This window comes from Rhodococcus sp. IEGM 1241 (assembly GCF_033142365.1).
Lineage (GTDB): Bacteria > Actinomycetota > Actinomycetes > Mycobacteriales > Mycobacteriaceae > Rhodococcus_F > Rhodococcus_F erythropolis.
Window position 1 is genome coordinate 1 of sequence record NZ_JAWLSE010000019.1, and the last position, 19,028, is coordinate 19,028.

Consider the following 19,028-nt stretch of genomic DNA (forward strand, 5'->3'; position numbering starts at 1 on the left):
CAGAATTTTCGATACCTTGCAGATCATCTTCCGGGAAGGTACGCCCTCCCGGGATCCACAAGTTCTGATCATTTCTCTTTCCGCTGTCTTCATCGGTCGATCTCTATCTGGTGTTCTTCAGTCTCAGTGACGGTCCCATCGATGGTGACGTCTCCACGTCGGTACGGCTCGGATCGCTGAAATATTCGCTATGAGACAAAGCAACTTCGGGGATTCGGCTCTCGATGTCAGGCACTTTGTCACTCCTCTCGACGACGCAACTGCCTCGCTACCGTCGAGGAATTAGCAGTACACCGTGCACACGGTTGGCGACGTCACCGCGAGGAGTCTGGTTCCTCTCCCCTACTCACGACCTCGCCAGCGCGCGGACTACGCATCTGAAATCAAATACGCGTTCACTAAGTCGTCGATGCGTGAAGTGAAATCTCCAGGGTCGCCCAGTACCTGTATGACTTGAACTGCGCCGATAAATCCCGCGCACAGATTCGCGGCCAGGCGCTGGGCGGCAGAGGCGGGAAGCTGTCCGTCTGCGATCGCAGTATCGACGAATCGGCTGACGAGTTCCACCCACTCACGGAACGCGGGTGGGGCGGTATCGAGACCTGCTTCTGTGGTGAGCCTGAGGCCGGCTCGGGCCAGGGCATCGTCGGCTATAAGCGCCGCTGAACCGTTGAAGAATGCAGCCAACTTCTCGATCGCTGGTATTGCTGATTCGTCGGTTGATTGTCGGATTCCGCCGAGCGCGGTCAACCAGTGGTTGATGAGTTCTCGCGCGATCGTTTCCTTGGAGTCGAAGTGGAAGTACACGGCTCCTTTCGTGGAGGCAGCCTCCGCAACGATGTCGTTCGTGGAGGTAGCGGCGTACCCATCGATCGAGAATGAGCGTGCAGCTGCCTTGAGGATCTTGGCCTTCGTCTCGTGTGCTCGCTGTTGTCGGGGTCGCTGGCGCGGTTCGGGCGGAACGATCAAGTGGTGTCGGTCGTCTGGGTCGGTCAATGCGGGTTCCTTACCTGCAGTCTGTGGGCACTCTGCTGTGGTCAACCCCTCCATGATGATGCAATTCCTGGCGCTCGGGAACCTCGGCGTTGGCAGGTTGCGGCGCTGCTCACGTTGTAGCGACGAGTTGGTCGGTGAAGTGAACATCGGAGGCTCGCATGTCGATGAGCGGCGGGTTGTCGAAGCCAGCTGCTCGGGCCGCGGTATCGAACTTTTCGTATCGGCGCCACGAGGTCGATGTTGCAACGGGAGGGTTGGACGTCTGGGCGATCAGCTCCCAGGTGAGAGTCGGGTCTGCAAGCTTGCGTCGTGCGGTGTCCTTGACAGCGTCGGGCAGGTCCGATGTGGCAATGAACCATTCGAGTTCGGCGTGCGCCACCGCCTCTGCGTTCGACGGCTCCGGGTCCACTGAAGACCCCGTTTGTTCGGAGGGGCTCGGATGCGGAGCGCTTTCCGGCGCGTCATGCGTTTCTACGACGCCTAAAGAAGGCTGGGCTCCTACGGCTGTTTCGTTGCGCATGACGACGCTTTGCGTAGCAACCGTACCCACACCTGCGGCAGCATTGTCGATCTCGATCTTGTAGTCGGAATATGCAATACCCGTTGCTTTGATCAGGATTCCCAGACCGTGCGTGAAGGCGAGTACGAGCACCGGCGGAATGACCGCGATCATGGCAGCAACGGCCGGGTCGAGAGGCGTGTAGCCGATGCTCTGACCTGCCGCAACGGCCTGTTGCGCAACTGTTGCGGAGTGGAACGCATGGTAGGCGTTCCCGAGGATGCTGATCGCGACCACCGCAACAGCAACAGCAACGTAGAAGTACTTGTCGCGTCGATGCATCTTCAGTTTGCTCAGAATGACGATGGCGACGGTGGATCCGAAGATTGCGCTGTCAACGATGACGGGAAAGATCCATGCGAGGTTTTCGGGGACGGTTCCTTGGCGCGCGAGGTCCCGTTGGACCGCGAAGGAGAGGACAAATGCGCCTGCGGTGATCCCGATTGCGATGAAAATCGCGATGAGAAGTGCGGCGATCAGTGCTCCAAGCTGGATCCGCGCTGCGCGCAGACTAAAATCACCCATGATCGGGTTTTCCTTCCTACAAGGGGTGTTCTCGGTCTGGAGTCCCGCTGGTTGCCGCCGGCGGGACTCCTCCTGGTTTCGGAAGATTTCTTCTGGTTGTACTCCTGCGTTTCGTCCGTTTTGCGTGCGGTGAGGGTGGACAGCGATTTCTAGCGGTCGTATCCGAGAGTCGACTGATGTTTTTTGCGTCGCACTCAAAGCACGTCGGGGATGTCGTTCCAGCTGCGTGTTTGTTGATCTCAGAGTGACGTGGGGTGGTCTGCAATTTTGCGTGAGAATTGCGTGACTGCAACGGATTGTTCACGCAATTTGCTCCAGGCTTTGCGCTGCCAAGGCTTCTAAGTTCTACAGAACGGACTGTCAGCAGATGAGAGGGACATGGCATTGCGCGCGCAGCAAGGACTTCCCGCCCCGGCGGTTGACCTCCCGCCCGCACCCGACAGCCGTTCTCAATATCGAGGTCCTTGGAATGTCCCCCACATATGCCTACTCGGCTGTCGTGCCAGGCGCCTCTAATTTGGTCTTCCAGCCGAAACACAAGATGCCCTCGCCCGGGGGCCGAACTCCACAATCAAGAATTAAGACAATCCATCATGCGTGCACGCAGTGCATGCCATGCACGCGCGTCTCTTATAGTCCTCTGGCCTTCAAGTATTCGTCCAGCGCGGCCTCGGTCATCGATGCCTCGCTGATTTCGCGATCGCCAGTCTCGTACCGCAATTTGTCGACGCCACGCCGGAGGCGATCCTTCGTCGAAGGTTTGATGCGCGTGTTGTGGGTCATCGACAGCTTCTCCTCCTCATCTTTGCGGGCACTGAGATCCGCTGAAGGCGATGGTGGCGTAGCTGCAGGTGCCGCGGGGGTCGCGTCTCCCCTGGGCGGACGTTCCGGGATGAGTTCAGCCGGATGTGTCTTACGAATGGCAGGTTCCCGCTTCACGCTCATGCCGGGGCTCCGATCACGATGGGCAACTCAGCGAGCAAGTCACTGTAGGCAAGTTGCAGCGTCAATGCTTTCCCACCCTTGAACTGGTGAATCGGAGTGCGATTCGAGTGCGCGTCCTGGCGGGCCGCGAGTTCCGGGATCGATGTCTTGGCGACGAGTGAGCCGTAGGTTTCCCGTAGCTCGCTCTCTCTGAACTCATGTTCGCCGGTAGACCGTTTACGACTGATCACGATCTTGTCGAATTCCAGCTTCGGATTCGCCCGTTTACGAACGGTGTCGATTGTCTCTTCGAGCTTCTGAACGCCACCGACACTGTCAATTGTGGGTTCGGTGATGGCGACAACGCCATCTGCTGCAATAAGAACCGCGAACAGCACCTTGCCCATATTGGGAGGGCAGTCGAAAAGCACGGCGTCATAAGGAGAAAGGTCGAGCCCTTCGAACGCAACGTCTAGGCGAAACACCAGGTCATTCGACCCATCCGACTCGATTTTGCCGAGCTCTTCGTCTGCGGGAATGAGGTCGACGCCATCCCATGGGGTGGCAATGATCGCCTCGGCTGCAATGCCTTCTCTGGTCTGGTTCATGAGGTGGTAGGCCGTCATCATGCCCTCTTCGAGAGTGACGCCGAGGCCGCCGGTCGTATTGCCCTGTTGGTCCATGTCGACGACAAGTACTTTTCCGCCGACCGCGGTGATGGCGCTGGCAAGCCCGAGAGTGGAGGCCGTCTTGCCTACGCCACCCTTCTGGTTGCCGAGTGCGATTTTGCGTGGCTGCATTGCGGACCTTTCATCGAGGGCGTTGACATTTGCGAGGCGTGCATTGCGTGTAAACCACGCGCTGCATGCAATATGTGCATTGCTTGCTATGTGCGCAATCCACGCTGTACGTGGGCTGCATGCAGACTGTGCGTGACGGGCAATCCAAGCACTGCATGCATTGCGCGCTAAGTCTGCTCTACTCGCTAAACACGCACACTGTGCATTACGTGCGCGCGTAGCATAACACGCGTGTCATGCGTGACGTACAAGCCTCGCACTCTGCGCGTGCCATGCACGAATTGCATCAAGTGCAACCCTTGCGTTCAACGCGTGCAATGCTCATCACGCGTCCACCGCAACCCATGCACGTCATGCGCGACACGCTATCCATGCCTCGCTAGCAAACCCCGCATGCTTTGCACACAATGCGTACCTCGCTAGCCAAGCACTGATCACATACAACGCATGGCGTGCTCTGCACGCACCGCTTGCGGTGCTACCTCTGCACGCACGCGCTGCTCTGCATGCAACCCATACAACGCTCGCAGCGCACGCAGAGCACGCATGACGCGGTACGCAAGGATTGCACGCATGCCATGCGCTGCTAGCAGGACATGCCTTGCATGCACCGCACGTCTTTCACTTCTGCATGCAATGCATGCAGTGCATACAGACCACGCATTGCGTGGACGCGCAAAATAGCAGGTCAATGCACTCATTGCCATCGAACGAATCGAAAAACATCTGCCGTGAGTGTCACACACCGTTGCAAAAGGTCGACCGACCAAGAGCAGCTTGGCTGCCACGATCACCCGATAGCGAGGCGTTCCAGACACGAATCGAAACGTGTGACAGTCCGTCTCGATCAGATTGTCAAGGAAGTCGAAGGGACGCTATTGGGCAGCCAACTGACTAAAGGCGGAAATATAGGGTTCAGCAATCTCCGCTGTGCGCACAGAACAAATTGCTCAACCGTCGCGAGCGGTCCTGCCCAGCCATCCGCCAATGCACCGCCCTTGCGGGGATGGAAGGAACGCGCCAACCTTGCGACGCGGGCAAGACAGCCTGCCACTTCAGAAACTTTCTGATGTTCGCACCGGGGGCACTTCAATAGAACCCTGTACCCCTTTGAAGGCCAGAACATATTTCATTCCATCGGGGTCCGAACATCCAGGGCAGAAGGAAGGACTCACGTGAACCGCACGGATGGTGAAAAAACTGAGACATGCGTGGGACGAACAACCGCACTGATCGAGGGGAGGGGGTTCCAATTCTATTGAGAGATACAGCCGACTGACTGCCAGTCGGGGTGCTCATCTAACTCACGAACAACATTGCGGAATCATCTCAGGACACAGCGGGGGCCCGCGGTGAAACGAAAATTCTGTGCGAAAGGTCGGTCGCGGTGTGAACCCGGACGTGTAAGGGAAGGGACGTGTGGAGATCCGGATCAGTCGAAGTTCGGCCGCGACGGAATGACCGAAGCGAGTCCGAGCAGGCACTAACTTTACGTCACAGTGACGCAATTAGGCTTGGGGACGGGGTGGGAAGAATCAGTTCCGTCAGGCTTGATTTCGCCGCTTTGCGAGCAGAACTTTCGGGTGGGCACATTTCGAATACAGCGACGCATGAATCGCAACGCCGAAACACACGCACTTCTCGACCGAGTGGGGGAGGGGATGGAGACAGCTTCCCGTCTACAAGTATCCCGTGCACGATGCCGGCGCTGCCGTGCCGACGGCTACGAACGACGCAAGGTGGACCACCGTTTCACGCAACAGCGCTGCCATATATGCAATGCATGCCTTGCAACGCACGCATTGCATGTATGGCATGCGCGACCAGGATGCCTCGCAAAGCATGCGTCACACGCAGTGATCGCACCATGCTTCTCTGCACAAAAAGCCGTTTACCTGCGCAAATAAAGATGCTCAGTCAGGTACATTACTCGGAGAGATAGACCGATAGACGATCCGAATACCTACGGGCGCGTCTGCATTGGAGGAAACGGCTGTCGTTTCAACCCCTCTCGGATGTTGAACCCGTACCAGCGCGGCGTTCTTCAACCGCAGAGAAGCGGACCGCCAGCCCGCCATTGACTGGCTCGGGCGGGGTCAGTTCTCCGAAAATGGCTGTGGAGCTCCGCGTATTAGATCAAAATGTTGTCCTCCGGGTTCTTTGTGTCCCGATCAACGTCGCCATGAGTATTTACACCTGTGGCGATCAGGGTGCTGTGCCTCGGATCGCCACACTTCTCGGCAACGCTTGTCGATCATCGTGAGGCGTGTTTTTCGGACGTGTATTGCTTGGCCGGATTGGGGCCAGTAAAGCCTCAATGCTGCTGCTTGCATGTCAGGTGTGCCCGAATGCTGGCTAGGATCTTGGCGCGATGCTCCGGGTTCGCTGCCATTTTCGTACGTTGAACATGTGAGCTTTCAAGTAATTCTTGTTCCCTCTTTCGCGCCAAGTCGGCCGATTTACGCTGTTCACTGGGCGATTCTCCGGTCCAGTCGATCCCATCGAGCCTGCGTCTGAGGTATGCCAACGGTGAGATCAGGCTTGATCTTGTTGGCCAGATCCACCCCCGGTCTGCGGTGTCTCGGGAAAGCGTCTGTGCGATGTCACGTCCTGTCCATCGCGTCGTATCGATCTTGACATCGCGGAGAAGATCACAGATCGCGCCGATATGTCCGGTCGGTCTGAGAGCCGGCGCATGGTTGACGAGTTCGGCTGCAGTCCTCTGAAGTGCCAGAGGCCGCGGTGTGATCCGAGAAGTGCTTCGTTTTTTTGTTGTGAGCTGGGCTCGCGCGTGCGCGCGTTGGTGAGTTCTTCCTAACGGAAGAACTTCAAAAGATAAAAAACCAACACTAGATAGGGTGTCAGTTCCTATCGGCCCTGGTCGACTGCTGTGGGGCTGATAGACGCGATTGACGTCGGGCCTCAGAGAGTTGTGAGCTCTGAGGCGGGTTGCTCTTTCAGAGGCGCGAGACGGTCGCGTCTTGGTGAGTTTGCGGTGAGGTGTCGTTGCCACGATTGTTCGTGGGGATGACAGTGACCATGTCGATGCAGCGCGGTGCTGTTGACCCCCGTGATGGGCTTCAGCAGCCAGAAATTCCAGGGTTTTGAGGTTCCGTCCCCGGACGTGTTCGATGCCCATTCCCAGCGCGATGAGCACTCGCCTGGCGCGATTGACAGAGGATTCGCTGACTTTGGCCCGGGCAGCGATCGTTGATTTCGCTGCGGAGACCCCGCGGCCGGTGTGCGATTCGGCGAAATGTGCGTGAGCTTGTGCCACTGCGTAAGCCTTGTCGGGCTTGATCAGGTTGCGCGCGCACAACGCCTTGCCAGCCGGGCTGGTGGTGTGATGGCGGAATTGGCGGAGCCATTCCCTGCGTGATGTCCACACTGGAACGCGTGCTTGTTCCGTTGGTTCGACAGGTAGGGACCAAGAGCGTCCACGCTGGTAAGTGGACTCGTTGAGTTGCCGTGTAGCGGATTCGAGGCGCGCGACACGTGAGAGAGCATCGTCGACTGCCGCTTGCCATTCGTCGACTTCTGTCGATTGAGGAACAGCGGATTGGGCGCCGATGCGCGACACGCCGAAGGTTGGTGATATGGAATGAGTTGGGCTGTATTCAGGGTATGCGCTACCCTGAGACATACCTGCCATAGGTAAGTCCCTTCCAGGGGGGATGCAGTACGAGCAGAGAAAGCGCTAACTTTCGAAGCTCACCTCTCGAGAATGTTCGAGAACAGATGTCGGAGAACCTGCCAGTTCTCAGTCGACGTCAAGGACCTGCCAGTCCTTATTTCGCCGCGATGCGGTCCGCTCCCAATCACCCCCTTCGGGGGCCTTTGTGCTTTTCAAGAGGTCTGCGCTGTTTAGTTAGGTATCGGGGCACTTCGTTCGTTGTCGGCTAGGGGCGGCCTCCCTGTCTGCGGATCCGCTGTACGCGCGTCACGGCCGCGGTTGTTCGGAAGGTCTGTTCGATCCGGCGGCCGCACATCGGTACCACTATGGGTACGGTGCTGGCTTGCTCGGATGGGACATTCGGGACGCAGAAGTGTGATCCGAGCGCCGCGAAAGCCGAAATGTGATCTGGACGTGCCAAAAATGACACCGCGAATACGTCCGCGAGTATGGCGGAATTGCGTTTCTGCGATATCATCGAGTAAGCACCGCCTCTTCCTTTCGAGGTAGTGGTGGTCACCGCCTCTTCCTTCACTGGGTTAGTGGTGGTCAGGGAGCTGGGAAGCTCTCACAACCGCATAAACGGACAGCCCCCGATGCCGCCAAGCCCTGGGGGTTGTTCGCTGTCTAGGGGTAGTTCATGCGCCGACCGCAAGCTGCTCGATGCGGCGCAGTGATCCAGCGGCCTCGACCTCAAGCAGTCTCAGCTGGTCCGGATGCAGTTTGTCGATGATGTAGTCCGGTATGTCCAGTCCATGGGTGATGGCCAGTATGAGCACGGAGTAATCCCCAGCAGGGATTCCGAGTTCGGCGGCCCGATCCTCGTACACCTTGTGCTGCTTGAGGGGAGCACGAGTCGCGATGTGTCCGCGAGGTCCCTTGTTGTGCTGTGCCATGAGGAAAGACTAGAACCAATCTGTAACTGATACGGGTAGGCGCGCTTGTTCGGTGTGTCGCGTGTGGTTGATGTTGCCATGGAGTTCTGAGGGATTTTGCGGCGGCCCGCCTCACAGGCCGCCGCCGGCCCGACCAGGAAGGGGCTTGACGGACCACCTCTGCGGCTTCGCTGAAGGTGGAGTTTGGGTGCGTTGGCGGTCGGCGGTTCGATGATGGGTCTAGCGTCGGAATCGGGTTGGATTCTTCGGGAGCGGATGGAGATGCTTGGCTCTCATGCTGTCAGACGCCGGGGAGGTTCATGTGCGACTGAACGCGGGGGAGGGGTTATGTAACCCGCGTGTTGGACGGCGCTTCCGCAGGCTGCTGCCGTGTGTCCTGGAGATGGATGGAGACGGGGTCTGTGGACAGTCGATGGTGCGTCTGCGAGCTCGATGGCTCGGGTCACGTGTCGAGAGGAGCACCTGAAAGATCCGGAAAGGCACCTTAACCTGTCAGCTGCCGAACGTAGGTTTCCAGCGGGGAGGGTTTGCGCCTTCGTGTTCGCCTGCGAATCGTGAGGGACTTCGGTTGGGGGAGGTCGATCCGCGTATATTGTCACGCGGAATGCTCTTTATCGCAGTTGTGCAGAGGATTTCGTTCACGGATTCGAACATTAGAGTCGTGCGCCGTTCGACTTCCGTGAGTACATTGCTCGGATCGGCGTATTGACGGTGCGCTGTTCGCGCACTCGAAGGAATGCTTCGCATTCCGTCAACATTCGTTTCTCAGGACTCAAAGGTTCCACAACGCCAACAGTTCGGCCCGAAGACTGAGCGAGCGAACGTAGTGGTTGGACCGCAGTTGTGCGCTGGGGTGCCCGAACTCGACGAGATACCTCTCGGTGTCTGCCACAGGAAGCGGTAGCAGGTCGTTGCGAACGCGGAGAAAGAACTGAAAATGACTGGGGGAATCCGGTATTCGATCCTGGTTGGATATCACGACAGCGGGTGGCAATAACAATTCGTTGTCCGTGGAGACGCGGATGACGACGTCCCCACGTGCCATGCTGCTTGGTTTTCCGAGTCTGAGTGTTTCGAGTCGATATCTCACGCTCGGATTGACCGAAAGATGCTTCGTTGAAGTCTGTTTCACAGGCGCGATGCGCACGGAGGGACGGGTTTCGTGATCGCTGACTTGCCTGATAAATACTCGGTTGGTCGGAGCAAGAGGAAAGTCGTTGTCAAGGTTCTGCATTCGGCCAGTGATGCCAGGTATGGGTACGGCACGCCCGATCGCCCATTCGCGCGCGGCGTTGTCGATGAATATTTGGTCTACAGCAGTGGTTTCGTCGATATTGTTGATGAACGCGCGACTGTCGGCAACCACTTGGGGGTCATCGGAAATGACGACCGCTTCATGGGTGAATGTGGAATTTTCGGAAGCATTCGGCGAGCCGATTACAGCTCGTTGGTTCGTCACGATGACCTTGGCGTGCAGTGTTGACGACGACAGGATGCGAACGCCCTTGCTGAGGTAGTGCGCAAGAACGGCAGGTGAAGTGGCGTGGGCGCGGATCGCCGCGGTAGAAGCATTGACGATCAGAAGGTCTCCACTGCGAAGTGGAAGTAGTTCGGGCGCAAGGTGTCCGAGATAGGGGACAGCGGCATAGCGTGGGCCTCGCGTGCGGATCGCGCGAGTGATGTGTGGCCACGGGTTCGGTCCGTGGAAGCTGGTCCCCATAGCCTAGAACGGTAGCGCGAATCGGGCCCGATTTCTGGCGCCTGCGTGAAAGCTGCCGTTGTTCTGCGTCGTCTCCGGAGCAAAAGAAACTTCCGGATATCTGTGATCTGTCGTGGAGGTCGAAGAATGTTGTAGTGATCAACCCTGCCGGGTCAGACGGCGTTAAACCCCAGTGCGACTGCAGCGCTGTCGATTCGGCGTGCGATTTCAATACGGGACGGTGGCAGTAATGGTGCCGGACGGGTGGGAAGGGTCTGCTGCTTGTTCGAGCAGCGCCCCGCACAGTGCACCGGGAAATTTACCGCGGTACGCGATGCCGCGGGGGTGAGGGCGGGCGTGGTGGATCGTGCGGGCCCATGCCTGGAGGGGCGTGTAGGCCTGAGATCGTAGGCGCTCGCCGTGTGGATATCGGGTGGCTGATGTAGTGTCGCTGGCGGGCCGAGTCGATTCGTGATCGGTGCTCGAAAAATGAACGCGCAGAAAACGTCTCGGCATTCTAGTGTAGGTCGGGCGGCGTGGTCTTCATGAACTGATGGACCCGTGCCTCGTGACGGGGAAGCCGGGCGTGTTGGGCTGCAGTGGAGGTTCGTCTACCACTCTTTGGCAGCCTCTCGTCGCGAGTTCAGGTGAGGTGGCGGCTGGGAGGCGTCAGCGTGGCTTCGGCGCCCCATCAGATAACAGGCGGTAGCGCCGGCGTGATGGTTGTGAGCGCAACGTAGGACATTGCACTCACTGGAGACGTTGTGGCGAAGAAGATTCCGTTGAGATAGATCCATGAGGTTGCGACGGCACCGGCGATCAGTGCTGCGATTGTCACGGTGGTGGCTGCACGCTCGCGGAAGAGGAGCATCACGGCCCCGACGCTGGGCTTTCGGGCGGGGTCAGCGCGGATAACCTCTGGCTACGGTGCGTGCAAGGATACCGAGCGTGGCTTTGAGAGATCCTTCGGCGATGACGGGAAAGATTCCTGCTTGCCGCCAGGTGGGGCCGATATCAGACCAGTCGTAGTACGAGGTCACGAGGGAACTGTGGCCGTCGTCGGCCGGCTCGATCCGATATCCGTAGACGTGCCCGATCGGAGGCCGAACAGTTCCGAGGATGGTCCATGCTATTTCGCGTTGGGGAACAAAGGTTTTGATCGTCACTGTGACGTCGTACTGTCCCATGGGTAGGTCGCCCAGAGCTTCGCGATCCATGTGGACGACGAATTCGTCGCCGGTCGCGGTCACGAGTTCGCCATCTGCGCCCATCAGCATTCCGGATCCGTCGATGGCGACGTGCCCCTGAGGGTCGCAGAGGACCGCGAAGATCGATGCGGGGTCGGCACGGATGGTGCGCTGTACTTCGATCCGTTCGCTAGTCATGTGGCGAATGCTGCCATACCGCCGATCGGTCGGCGAGGTTTCTCTCGTTCGGTGGGTGCATTCATCGGCTTCGGTCGGCGAGGCGGGGTGATGCGCGGAGATGTCGGATGCTGTCCACCACGATCAGCCCCGCCACAGCCACTCCGGTGACGGCCACCAGGAGTGGGCTTAGTTTCGTGACAACTGGCGGTCTCGAGTTGTACTGCACCAGCGTCAGCGGAACCGGAACCATCCCTCCAGCGCCCGGTAACGTGAACTCCGGAACGGGCGGCATCAACATCAACATCGCGAGCGTGGGACTGTCCGGATGTGACCTCGAAGGTGTGCCGGCAACGATCACCACGTCGGGTTCCTGGGCTCTGAACGTCAACGCCGACAGTGGATCACCGATGGGAAGTATCAAAATCCCCACCGGTGGAGCTCACGTAGTCGCTGGTAGCTGCGTCATCGACGTCACCGCCAGTACTGCCGGCCCCGTGCCCTACAGCAACACAACACATACCGTGACCGCCAACAACACCGGAACGGTGAACTTCACCTCCAACGGGGGAAGCGCATCATGCCCGGCAGCAGGGGCCGGAACAGCGAAGATGACCGGGGCGCTCAAGTTCAATTCCACGCCCGGCATCACCGTCACTCCCTGACCCGGAATGTAGTTGCGCCACAGCCATACCCGCCCTAAGAGGGTTATGCGGGTGTGGCTGTGGCGTACTGTTCGCGTAACCGTCCCCTCGGCACAGGTCGCTGCCTGAGCAGGAAGATTCACAGAACACATGATCGTTTGGCCGAGGGCCCGCCCGATCTCTCGTAGTGTTTCGCCGCAGCAGTGAAAATCCCAGATCACCTTCTAGTGCTTCACCGAGAACTTCAGTGCCTTACTGCCCATCCACGGTCATGCATCATCTCACCAGTAGTGATGCGCTGACCCTGTTGAGATTAAGATCGTAGTCGGCCGACGAATCGATCCGAATCGACGCTGTGACTCTCGGAACTTTGTGGCCCAGTGCTCGGTAGAAATGGTCGGCCGCGGCTGTGACGGTATGGATGGCGCGGCGGGAGCGACTCACGATTTGCGTCCAGTGAGGACGTGGAGACAAAAACGGTGCACAACAACGCGGTCGCTGCAGATATGGTGTTGCCGAATCCGACTTCATCACGGGTGCAGGGTTGATCCTGGCCGTGCGCGATGATTGCCAGAGTCCGGCGCAAACGGCGATAGAGCATCGAATCCTGACCTGGTACCTCGTTCGTCAGATGTAGTACTGCAGATGGATGTGCAGTCGAGTACCTGCTGATTGACTCTCTCTCGGAAGGGAGTCGTCAATGAGTACGTCCGTCAACCGAAGCCGCTGGTCGATCGTTGCGTTGTCATGCGCCGGAGCGGCATTGGTGGCCGCGTTCGTTCTGGGTCCGGCCGCGTTGTTACGCGGACGCTATCCGCAGTTCCAGGATCAATCCGTCATGAGTGAGCTGCTCGGCCGCGGCTTGGTCGACTACTGGGGTAGCGGAGTCCGCACCTATCCTCGAGGCTTGGCGGAGATGGTGGACTACTGGTTCGAGTGGCACGTGATCAAGATCGTCATCTCGGTGCTGCTGACCACGGTTCTGTGCCTGCTCGCGGCGACTCTGTGGCGGCGATCTCTGACGGCCGGCGTCGGTTGCGTGGTCGCGGCGACCACTACGACTGTGCTGTCATTGTTTTCGGTGTTTGTGGCTGTGCTCAACATCCAGTCGACGGCCGCACCCGTAGTCGCGCTGCTTCCGATGCTCTCCGCTGACAACGCGGACGGGCCGACAGCGCAGTTTCTGATCGAGAACGGTGTGCAGAGCGGAGACTCCAGACCGCCACTGCTCGAGTTGCTCACACAGGTTGAGCACTACAACTGGGCGGCGATTGTCGCTACCGCCGTGGTGATCGCTGTAGTCGCAACCGGAACCGTCATCGCCGTCCGACGCTACAGACCGTCGGACACGACAAACGGTGCCCACTGTCGGATGTTCGTCGCCCTCGGATCGCTCGGTGCTGTGATGACCATTGCGATGACGCTGCTGTTCGTTGCGGCCGTTGTTGCAGTCGTCGATCCAGGAGAAGCTCTGCTCGGTGTGGTCGGCCTGTGACTCTATTGCCGGACCAAGATGAAGGGCGACGGCGTATCCATGACCGAATCGCGGAAGTGCTGAACGTCGCTCGCAGTACGTTGTGCCGAAACCTGTAGTAGCAAAAGTGAATTCGCTATGTCATTGGAAATGTTGCGTCTTCGCCGGCACTGATGTCGCTGGTTCGCCTTGGTGGATGTGCTTCCTACAATTCGATGGGGCGATTCGGGTGTGGGCCTGTGGTTGGCGCGCTGATATCTGTGCGCCATTGCTTCGACCGCGGTGAGTGGGTGACGCAGCTGTCTGTCGAGGTGGGGGAGGGGCAGCTGTGTCGCGGGTTGCAGATCGTCAAGCGGTGGCTCTCGACGGCTCGTTGCGGTAACGCGACAGTCGGCCGTCGGTTCCGGTAAGCCGCCAGGACCAGAGGGTGAGCCGGGTGCGCATTCCGTTGGCGTCGGCGAGGCTCCGGACGTCTGCGCAGGACTCTGCAAGGAGTCGCCGGAAATCGGGGTTGCGCATCGAATAGGTCTCGCGCAGAACATTGCGGGGGATACCCAGCAACGTCGCGTCCTGCCGGCTCGGGACGACGATGGACCAAAACCCTATGCGCATGACTACAGGCGTGGTGAGGCCGAGTGCGAGGCGGTTGAATCGGCTCATGCGCGGAGCGTGATGGCGCAACCATGCATGGGCGAACCCGATGTGACGTGCTTCCTCGGCGAGATGGATCTGCATGATGCGGTCGGTGAGCGGGTGAATGCCACCGCCGCGCATGATGCTCTTCTGGATGTGGTCGATCGGCTCCTCTCCAGCGAGGATGATCTGAAAGAAGAAACTGGGCCACAGCGATCCCAGCGAACCGACCAGGGGGAAGGCCTTGACAAGCCACGTTGGGGCCCGTGGACCTCCGGAGCCACCCGGTTGGTGAACTCCTGAAACATCTGGATGTGGTGTGTCTCTTCGGTGAGTTCGTGCATGAAGTAGCGGAATTCGGGGTTCTCGTTCGCCAGGCCCATCAAGAACTGGGTACCGCCGAGAAGGAGCAGTTGCTCGAACTGGGAGCCGGTCTTTGTTATAGATGCGAGCCGAATCCGGGCAACCCGCCGTTGTTCCTGGGGTGAGAGCGCGCGGTACCAGTCGGTGTGGGACAAGGGGTCGACCGCGGGGAGTGTCCATCTCGGGTCGTCCGCGGGGGCGGCGAACTCGGGCGAATTCCAGGCGATGTCTTTGAACGCCTCGAAGTGGAGCCCTGTCGAGGATGCCTCGGACAGTGTGCGCAGAGTGTCGTGGTAATCGCGATGTTCGTTGATTGTATTGCGCCCCGTAGTTGAGCGGACAGATGGCGCGTTACGCCGCGTGTGGCGAAGTGTTAGGAACTGCATTTCGGGCTCCTTTGTGGCATCTATCTCAGATGTCCCCACAGTAAACTAAGTGTGACTACGCGTCCACAGTAACTGTATGAGTCTGCACGTCCACGGGTAAGTCCGGAAGGGCGAAAAGGACGCTCAATATCGCACCATGCACGCAGCTCTCGGCATTTGATGGTGGTGTGGGTCCTGCTGTCGAGACGACGGCGCTGGACGTGGTCGACGTTAGGCCATTGTGTGCATCTGCCGACCTATACGGTGGGATAGGTGCAGGACGAGGTTTTCGCGATCTCGTCACGGTCGGTGTCCCGCTTGATCGGGTCGGAACTCACCTCGCCGAACTCGCGTCCCTGCACCGCGGCGACATCCGAGGCGGCGCAGACAGTTGATCATGTGGATCGGCCCGCACGTCTCTTTCGTCATGCGACGGGGATCCGATAGTCCGTGGTTATTGCCGGGATAACGAGCGGTAATAGTCGAAATATCTCATCGGCAACTGCAAGTTATGTCAGTTCTTAAGTGACTGTGCAACAACCAGTTTCGACGGAGGTCGCTATCTGAATTGAAATTCTGGGCGAAAATGCGCGACGACCAATGGCTCTGAGGTGGCTATGAGGGAGACGCGTCGGGGTGGTTGCCTCCTTGAATGGGCTCTTTCTTGCTGGTGAGGCGGTGTAGCCGTTTTCGCGGGTTACCGCCAGATCATACTTTGGTACGCTTAAAGTATGACCACGAAATTTACCATAAGTCTGCCTGACGAGGATGCGCACCTACTCGACGAGTATGTGCGTGATCACGGACTTCGTGGCCGGTCGGCAGGAATTCGAGCCGCACTCCGCCTACTCTCGACGTCCGGACTCGAACGTGACTACGCTGCAGCGTTTGCTGAAGGTGACGTAGATGAAGTGTGGGACGCTGTCTCGGCAGACACCGAATGATTCGCCGCGCGCACATTCACTGGGTGGATCTCGATCCAGCGCAGGGCAGTGAAGCGGCGAAACGACGACCGGCGGTGGTGGTGAGCAACGACCGGGCCAACGCTACTGCAGAAAATCTCGGCAGGGGCGTGATCACCGTGGTTCCGTTGACTACCAATACCGCGCACGTGTTTCCGTTTCAGGTGATTGTCGAGTCCGACGAGTCAGGTTTGGCGCGAGCGTCGAAAGCGCAAGCGGAGCAAGTGCGTTCGGTATCGGTTCGGCGTCTGGATCCTGAACCTGTCGGCAAGGTCGGGATGGAGACTTTCGCCGCACTCGAGGACGCGCTGCGGCTGCACCTCGATCTGCAGTAACTTGGTGCTGTTGGGGCCGGGTGATCGCCTCGATCGTCGGGGTGCGGTTGCCGAAGACCCTACGTGGTCTGCTCTGCCCACTCGCTGCTTGCTTCCCTTGCCAGCGCGGCAGTGAGAGTGCGTCCGACGAGCGGCAGGACGACTCGGCTTGCTAGCAATTGGTCTCGATACAGCGAACGAACCGAGGGGCGGAACGCCTAAGGTGTGCTGGTCCATCCGTCTGGGGTGTGAAGTACTCCGTTCACTCGCACTGGAATAGGGGGTCCTCCGGTGTCTCCTACTGTGCGGCGGCATATCTCGTCGAGGATTTGCTTGTTCGACATTTGTTGCAGCGACATCCTGGTCGGGGAGAGAGGGCGGTTCTCTTCTTCGGTCATGTAGCCGGCGGCGATCAGCACGTCTTGTATGGGCGCATCGAACAACACTGCGACCTGCCGAAGAACTTGCGGGGACGGCGATCGCACGATCGTTGCCCAATGACGCAGCAACGACGGATACACCCCTAGCGCCCGGGCAGCCTCCTCGGTGCTCTCGTAGCCCCGAGCATCGATCTGATCACGAATCCACACTCCGAATCCTGTCCGCATGGCCTGAATTTTTTCATGGATTCGTGGACTCGATATCGGTGTGGCGCTGCTTACTGAATTCTCCCGGGGGGGAGCGTGAGTTTTGACGACAGTACTTCTGTCGTGATGGTGCGAAAAGCTCGGTGGCTAGTCGAGTCGTTCCGACACCGACTCAGGATGCTGCTCCTACGCCGATGCCGCGATGGACACTCAGCGGTCATCGCGTCCACGGGTACGGCGCTGGCCTCTGACTCGGTATCGGCTGAATCACCAGGGTTTTCGTTGGTGTGGTTGCCACCTTGAGCGACGGTCATTTCGGATTCGGGTTTCATCGTCCTTGGTTCGGCACGTACACCGCGTGTCCGGTATCGGGTGCACCACCGCCATACTGCCCGCCTGTCCTGTAATCGCTTCTCTCGGACCTCTGAGTCATCGACGGATTCGCGGATGCACCCCTCATTCAGTGTGCACTCCTGACCTATCACGTCTGTCGTCGGAATAGTGGACGAAGATCCCAAACATTGAGCACTGCAGGAAAACTGGCATTTCGGGTTCGAATTTGGTTAGCATCTTGTTGCTGCGGTGATTCTGAGTGGTCAGTTCGTCCGCGCAGGACCTGCCCTCCGGCTGTCCACTCGCCGGGGGCAGCGGGCTTCTACCTCGTCCCGATTGTCACACGTTCCGAATATGTCGGGTGCGTGGCGACGGTACAGACCCGGCCCTCGTCGGAGAGTGAGGAACTTGGTATGACCGCCAATGGATCATCTGCCAAAGCGCTTCGTGATGTGCGGCGGGCACAGTCGAGACGAAAGCTGGCGGGCATCTCATGTCTTCGGTCTCTTTACTTCGAGCGCCGGTTGTTTCTTCGTCCGTGGTGATGGCTTGGTCTGTTCACGACGTGGTGGAGTGCCAGCCGGCAGGCCGGGCGAGCGTGATCGTGCTAGGTGAGGCGCGGGTGGGAAGAGTCTTTCGGGATGGGAATCGCGGGATCGTGGTGGTCAAACATTCGTCCTGCGTGGCTCGGCTTTTGGTGGACTGGACAATCAGAGGAGCCCTGTCTTTTTGAAGAAGCTAGTGACAGCAGCGTTGTCGGTCATGCTGTAGACGTCGATTGTGAGGCCGGTTTCCATGTTGACGTAACTTCCCGATACTTGTCCGGTGGCGCCGTCACTGATGTTGACTCCTGCTGTGCGGGAGTCGTTTTCGACCAGGGTGTGTTCCCGTAGTCGTATTCGCCGTATCCGAGAAGTGTCTTTTTCGCTTGTTTCAGGTCGAGGCTGGCTGTGAAGCGATTGCCGTATTCGGAGAAGCTTTCGGCGAGTTGATTGGATTTTTTGATATCGCAGCTGATCACGAGGGCACCGTCGGTGGTGAAGGTGGATTGGCGACAGTTTTCGGAGGCACTGCTCAAAGCTGTGGGGAGGGCCGCTTTGACGGTGTCGGCGTCGGTGACCGGTCCGGCAGTCGTGGTCGTTGAGGATGTGCTGCCAGCGGCGGCTGGATTGTCCACGTTCGAGTTGCCCGGTGACGGGCGCAGAACGATCACGGCTGCCACGATTGCGCCGATGACGACGAGAGCGCCATGATCCTGCCGATTGACTTACCTGGAAACGCGCAGCTTCGAAACATCAGGCACACGCTTCCGGGCGGGGGATGCGCGCGGGCGATGGGCGTTCCCAGCGCCGTTGGACTCGCGCCGCTTTGCACGATCAAGTGACCAACCTGACGGCGCTCGTGGCACTGGAGTTGGTGCAGTGCAGTTGGGAAACCGACGGGCGTTCGACGGTTCGGAGCGTCGGACGATGAGTTGCCGGGGGCCATGTTGTCTTCGTCAAGCGGCAGTCACGGCGAGTAATCGATAGGGTTCATGGTTCTTGAGCATGGCGTAGAGAACATCGCAGCGACTTCCGGCGAGGCAGATGGGCGGCGGTGTGCTTCTTTCCTTCGACTCGTTTTCGGTCGTAGTAGGTGCGACTGGCAGAATCGTGCAGCACGACGAACGCCGAGAGGAACAGGACGCGTTTGCAGTCGACGGGAGACGGGCGTCCCGCCTCCCGTCGAGTGACCAGCCGGTCGACGGGCGCCCACAGGAAACATAACTGCGAAACCCACTACTGCACAAGGATTTCCTGATTTCAGGGTCATGTCAGGCGCGCCGGCCGCGCCAGGGATGTCCGTTGAGTGATTCGATCTGTGCGCGGCGGTCACCTGTTCTGCTTCCGGATGGGGAGCTCGCTGGCTGATGATCGG

General features: G+C 59.0%; 16 protein-coding genes and 2 pseudogenes. 4 read left to right on the forward strand and 14 right to left on the reverse strand.

All coding sequences use genetic code 11. The features are described from left to right. Window positions 1-369 precede the first annotated feature (369 nt). The 9 genes from R4P70_RS30945 to R4P70_RS30985 form a co-directional block, all read right to left on the reverse strand. Window positions 370-996, reverse strand: a complete 627-nt coding sequence (locus tag R4P70_RS30945; protein WP_241064931.1) for a TetR/AcrR family transcriptional regulator — start codon at window positions 994-996, stop codon at window positions 370-372. Between the two features lie 109 nt (window positions 997-1,105). Next, on the reverse strand, window positions 1,106-2,080 hold the full coding sequence (locus R4P70_RS30950; protein WP_317833550.1) for a DUF2637 domain-containing protein: 975 nt from the start codon (window positions 2,078-2,080) through the stop codon (window positions 1,106-1,108). Between the two features lie 630 nt (window positions 2,081-2,710). After that, window positions 2,711-2,863: a hypothetical protein gene (locus R4P70_RS30955; protein WP_007733689.1), complete on the reverse strand. Its 153-nt coding sequence runs from the start codon at window positions 2,861-2,863 to the stop codon at window positions 2,711-2,713. Window positions 2,864-3,021: 158 nt separating this feature from the next. Beyond that, window positions 3,022-3,804: a ParA family protein gene (locus tag R4P70_RS30960; RefSeq protein ID WP_007733691.1), complete on the reverse strand. Its 783-nt coding sequence runs from the start codon at window positions 3,802-3,804 to the stop codon at window positions 3,022-3,024. A 434-nt stretch (window positions 3,805-4,238) separates the two neighbouring features. Next, complete coding sequence (locus R4P70_RS30965; RefSeq protein WP_191908631.1) at window positions 4,239-4,379, reverse strand: hypothetical protein; 141 nt, start codon at window positions 4,377-4,379, stop codon at window positions 4,239-4,241. 3,736 nt (window positions 4,380-8,115) lie between these two features. Next, complete coding sequence (locus R4P70_RS30970; RefSeq protein ID WP_007733695.1) at window positions 8,116-8,373, reverse strand: hypothetical protein; 258 nt, start codon at window positions 8,371-8,373, stop codon at window positions 8,116-8,118. A 772-nt stretch (window positions 8,374-9,145) separates the two neighbouring features. Continuing rightward, the gene (locus tag R4P70_RS30975; RefSeq protein WP_256083223.1) at window positions 9,146-10,093 is read right to left on the reverse strand and encodes a phospholipase D family protein; all 948 of its coding nucleotides are present in this window, start codon (window positions 10,091-10,093) and stop codon (window positions 9,146-9,148) included. 670 nt (window positions 10,094-10,763) lie between these two features. Then, window positions 10,764-10,946, reverse strand: coding sequence for a hypothetical protein (locus R4P70_RS30980; protein WP_151097294.1), 183 nt, complete (start codon window positions 10,944-10,946; stop codon window positions 10,764-10,766). A 28-nt stretch (window positions 10,947-10,974) separates the two neighbouring features. Next, window positions 10,975-11,457 (reverse strand): polyketide cyclase, encoded by a 483-nt coding sequence (locus R4P70_RS30985; RefSeq protein ID WP_030537933.1) that lies wholly within the window; start codon window positions 11,455-11,457, stop codon window positions 10,975-10,977. Window positions 11,458-11,633: 176 nt separating this feature from the next. Here R4P70_RS30985 and R4P70_RS30990 point away from each other — a divergent pair, with 176 nt between their 5' ends. Continuing rightward, the gene (locus R4P70_RS30990; RefSeq protein WP_149357468.1) at window positions 11,634-12,101 is read left to right on the forward strand and encodes a hypothetical protein; all 468 of its coding nucleotides are present in this window, start codon (window positions 11,634-11,636) and stop codon (window positions 12,099-12,101) included. A gap of 679 nt (window positions 12,102-12,780) precedes the next feature. Continuing rightward, window positions 12,781-13,575, forward strand: a complete 795-nt coding sequence (locus R4P70_RS30995; RefSeq protein ID WP_317833557.1) for a hypothetical protein — start codon at window positions 12,781-12,783, stop codon at window positions 13,573-13,575. A gap of 327 nt (window positions 13,576-13,902) precedes the next feature. Here R4P70_RS30995 and R4P70_RS31000 read toward each other — a convergent pair whose 3' ends face one another. After that, window positions 13,903-14,544, reverse strand: a complete 642-nt coding sequence (locus R4P70_RS31000; protein ID WP_317833574.1) for a diiron oxygenase — start codon at window positions 14,542-14,544, stop codon at window positions 13,903-13,905. Then, a pseudogene (locus R4P70_RS31005) lies at window positions 14,466-14,936 on the reverse strand (diiron oxygenase); the annotation flags it as partial. The pseudogene R4P70_RS31005 and the gene R4P70_RS31000, both read right to left, overlap by 79 nt. A 710-nt stretch (window positions 14,937-15,646) precedes the next feature. On the opposite strand from R4P70_RS31005, the gene R4P70_RS31010 reads away from it, so the two are divergent. Together R4P70_RS31010 and R4P70_RS31015 are read left to right on the forward strand one after the other, a co-directional pair. Further along, on the forward strand, window positions 15,647-15,859 hold the full coding sequence (locus R4P70_RS31010) for a ribbon-helix-helix domain-containing protein (protein ID WP_151097304.1): 213 nt from the start codon (window positions 15,647-15,649) through the stop codon (window positions 15,857-15,859). Further along, window positions 15,856-16,212 carry a type II toxin-antitoxin system PemK/MazF family toxin gene (locus tag R4P70_RS31015; protein ID WP_003943396.1) on the forward strand — a complete coding sequence of 119 codons (357 nt, stop codon included), beginning with the start codon at window positions 15,856-15,858 and terminating at the stop codon, window positions 16,210-16,212. The genes R4P70_RS31010 and R4P70_RS31015 overlap by 4 nt, the downstream gene beginning before the upstream one ends. A gap of 197 nt (window positions 16,213-16,409) precedes the next feature. On the opposite strand, the gene R4P70_RS31020 is transcribed toward R4P70_RS31015, so the two are convergent. The 3 genes and pseudogenes from R4P70_RS31020 to R4P70_RS31030 all read right to left on the reverse strand — a co-directional run. Further along, window positions 16,410-16,799 (reverse strand): multiprotein-bridging factor 1 family protein, encoded by a 390-nt coding sequence (locus R4P70_RS31020; RefSeq protein WP_007728194.1) that lies wholly within the window; start codon window positions 16,797-16,799, stop codon window positions 16,410-16,412. Between the two features lie 1,072 nt (window positions 16,800-17,871). Next, on the reverse strand, window positions 17,872-18,324 hold the full coding sequence (locus tag R4P70_RS31025) for a hypothetical protein (protein WP_149357472.1): 453 nt from the start codon (window positions 18,322-18,324) through the stop codon (window positions 17,872-17,874). A gap of 285 nt (window positions 18,325-18,609) precedes the next feature. Next, a pseudogene (locus tag R4P70_RS31030) lies at window positions 18,610-18,802 on the reverse strand (IS110 family transposase); the annotation flags it as partial. Window positions 18,803-19,028 lie beyond the last annotated feature (226 nt).

Coding starts and splice junctions, on each gene's coding strand:
- R4P70_RS30955 (WP_007733689.1), bottom strand. CDS start 2,863: ATGACCCACAACACGCGCATCAAACCTTCGACGAAGGATCGCCTCCGG.
- R4P70_RS30970 (WP_007733695.1), bottom strand. CDS start 8,373: ATGGCACAGCACAACAAGGGACCTCGCGGACACATCGCGACTCGTGCT.
- R4P70_RS31020 (WP_007728194.1), bottom strand. CDS start 16,799: ATGCGGACAGGATTCGGAGTGTGGATTCGTGATCAGATCGATGCTCGG.
- R4P70_RS30995 (WP_317833557.1), top strand. CDS start 12,781: ATGAGTACGTCCGTCAACCGAAGCCGCTGGTCGATCGTTGCGTTGTCA.
- R4P70_RS31010 (WP_151097304.1), top strand. CDS start 15,647: ATGACCACGAAATTTACCATAAGTCTGCCTGACGAGGATGCGCACCTA.
- R4P70_RS30960 (WP_007733691.1), bottom strand. CDS start 3,804: ATGCAGCCACGCAAAATCGCACTCGGCAACCAGAAGGGTGGCGTAGGC.
- R4P70_RS30985 (WP_030537933.1), bottom strand. CDS start 11,457: ATGACTAGCGAACGGATCGAAGTACAGCGCACCATCCGTGCCGACCCC.
- R4P70_RS31015 (WP_003943396.1), top strand. CDS start 15,856: ATGATTCGCCGCGCGCACATTCACTGGGTGGATCTCGATCCAGCGCAG.
- R4P70_RS30965 (WP_191908631.1), bottom strand. CDS start 4,379: ATGCGTGCAATCCTTGCGTACCGCGTCATGCGTGCTCTGCGTGCGCTG.
- R4P70_RS30950 (WP_317833550.1), bottom strand. CDS start 2,080: ATGGGTGATTTTAGTCTGCGCGCAGCGCGGATCCAGCTTGGAGCACTG.
- R4P70_RS30975 (WP_256083223.1), bottom strand. CDS start 10,093: ATGGGGACCAGCTTCCACGGACCGAACCCGTGGCCACACATCACTCGC.